This is a genomic window from Kitasatospora sp. NPDC057512 (assembly GCF_042802135.1).
In the GTDB taxonomy this organism is placed as follows: domain Bacteria; phylum Actinomycetota; class Actinomycetes; order Streptomycetales; family Streptomycetaceae; genus Kitasatospora.
This window is the reverse complement of the sequence record NZ_JBHVET010001097.1, coordinates 1-1936: the sequence shown is the minus strand read 5'-3', so window position 1 is coordinate 1936 and position 1936 is coordinate 1. Positions and strand designations below refer to the sequence as shown.

Sequence of the window (1936 nt, the reverse complement as noted above, 5' to 3'; positions counted from 1 at the left end):
ACCACCAGGTTCCGGGCCCTTCCCCATGTCGTTCCGTCGGACGGCTCAGCCGAGCCGCGACTCCGCCCGCCGGGCGCGGACGTCGCCGACCTTCTGCCCCACCTTGCGGCGGATGACCAGCAGCGGCGCCATCGCGGCGAGCGTGATCTGGGCGAACGCGCCGACGTGCATCAGGCTGTCGCCGCCGGGCAGCCCGGTCGCCCAGGCGGCCAGGCAGCCGATCGCGACGACGACCCAGCAGAGCGTGGCGGTGGCCAGCAGCCCCTGCGGCTTCGGGTACTCGATCCGGCTGACCATCAGGTACGCGGCGCCGAAGATGGCGAGCAGACCGGGCAGGAACGGCGGGTCGAGCAGCACGATGGCGATCACCGTCATCGCGCCCATCGGGCAGGGCATGCCCTGGAACACCCCGGGCCGCATCTTGACCGCCGAGAAGCGGGCCAGCCGCAGGACCACCGCGAGCAGCACGGTCAGCGCGATCAGCGCCGACAGCTTGCTGTTGGAGCCCGGGGAGACCATGCCCCAGACCGCGACGAAGTAGGCCGGCGCGATGCCGAAGCTGATCAGGTCCGCCAGGTTGTCCAGTTCCGCCCCGAGGGCGGAGGAGCGCAGCTTGCGCGCCACCAGCCCGTCGAAGAGGTCGCACATCGAGCCGATCAGCAGCAGCGTGACCGCGGTGGCGGCGCTGTGCCGGTCCGGAGCGGCGTCCGGGTTGGTGATGTGCGGGACCAGGACCCCGGTGGTGATCGAGTAGATCGCCAGGAAGCCGCAGACGGCGTTCCCCAGGGTCAGGAAGTCGGCCGTGGACAGGTGCTGGGGAGAGCGTGGGGCCCGCAGCTCGCGGTCCCGTGCCCAGCGGCGGCGGCGCAGGGCCGTCTCCTCGTCGTCCAGGCCGACGATTGTCTCAGGATCAGTCACGGTCAAGGCGCGTCACCCCGGCTGTGGTCTTCTGGCCGACCTCGACGCCGACCTCGACGCCGGCCGGCAGGTAGGTGTCGACCCGGGACCCGAACCGGATCAGACCGATCCGGTCGCCCTGCTCGACCTTGGTTCCGGCGTCCACGTACGGCACGATGCGGCGGGCCACGGCCCCCGCGATCTGGACCATCTCGATGTCGCCGAGCTCGGTGTCGAAGTGCCAGACGACCCGCTCGTTCTGGTCGCTGTCCTTGTTGAACGCGGGGACGAAGCCGCCCGCGACGTGCTCGACCGACGTCACGGTGCCCGGCAGGGGCGCGCGGTTGACGTGGACGTTCAGCGGGCTCATGAAGATCGCGACCCGGGTGCGGCCGTCCGGCCAGGCGTCGATGCTCTGCACCACGCCGTCGGCGGGGGAGATCACTCTGCCCGTGCCGATCTCACGCTCGGGGTCGCGGAAGAACCACAGCATGCCCGCGCCGAGGGCACAGGCGGGTACCGCAGCCAGGGCCCACTTGCCGCTGCGCCGGGTGAGGGCGGTGGTCACGGCGGCCGTGGCGAGGGTGGGGACGAACCAGGGGGTGGCTCCGCGCGCGATGGTCACGCGGGGTCGCCGACCGGCCGTCGGGGCTGCGAGGGCATCGCGGTCCGTGACGGAGGTGTGAGGGGACGGGCTGATGGGCATCGAAGACCTTTGTCGCGGGGGATCATGGCCGCTGGACGGGGGCCACCGCGGAATCGGTAATAGAGGGACGGCTTGCTGTCCCGGTGGATGCTATCGGGAGCAGACGGTGGGTGGGCAACCCGCCTGCTCGTTCATGTGTCCGGTGGCGGCGCGTGTGCGCGTCCACTCCTACGACCGTAGCTCGGCCCGGTCCGGTTCCCAAGGGACCCGACAGGGCTGGTGACTCTTGTCTCAACGGGTGCGCGGACGGAACCCGGCGGACGAAACGGCCGTAGCGGCCGGAAGCGGGTGTGCGGAAGCGGCCGCAGGGCGCGTCGTTGCAGCAGTACGCCC

At 71.4% G+C, this 1936-nt stretch carries 2 protein-coding genes; both read right to left on the bottom strand.

All coding sequences use genetic code 11. The features are described from left to right. Positions 1–45: 45 nt before the first annotated feature. Positions 46–924, bottom strand: a complete 879-nt coding sequence (locus tag ACFU6K_RS37970) for a phosphatidylcholine/phosphatidylserine synthase (protein WP_369808332.1) — start codon at positions 922–924, stop codon at positions 46–48. Next, positions 911–1603 (bottom strand): phosphatidylserine decarboxylase, encoded by a 693-nt coding sequence (locus tag ACFU6K_RS37965; protein ID WP_049655656.1) that lies wholly within the window; start codon positions 1601–1603, stop codon positions 911–913. Before ACFU6K_RS37965 ends, ACFU6K_RS37970 begins: the two co-directional genes overlap by 14 nt. Between the last annotated feature and the right edge of the window lie 333 nt (positions 1604–1936).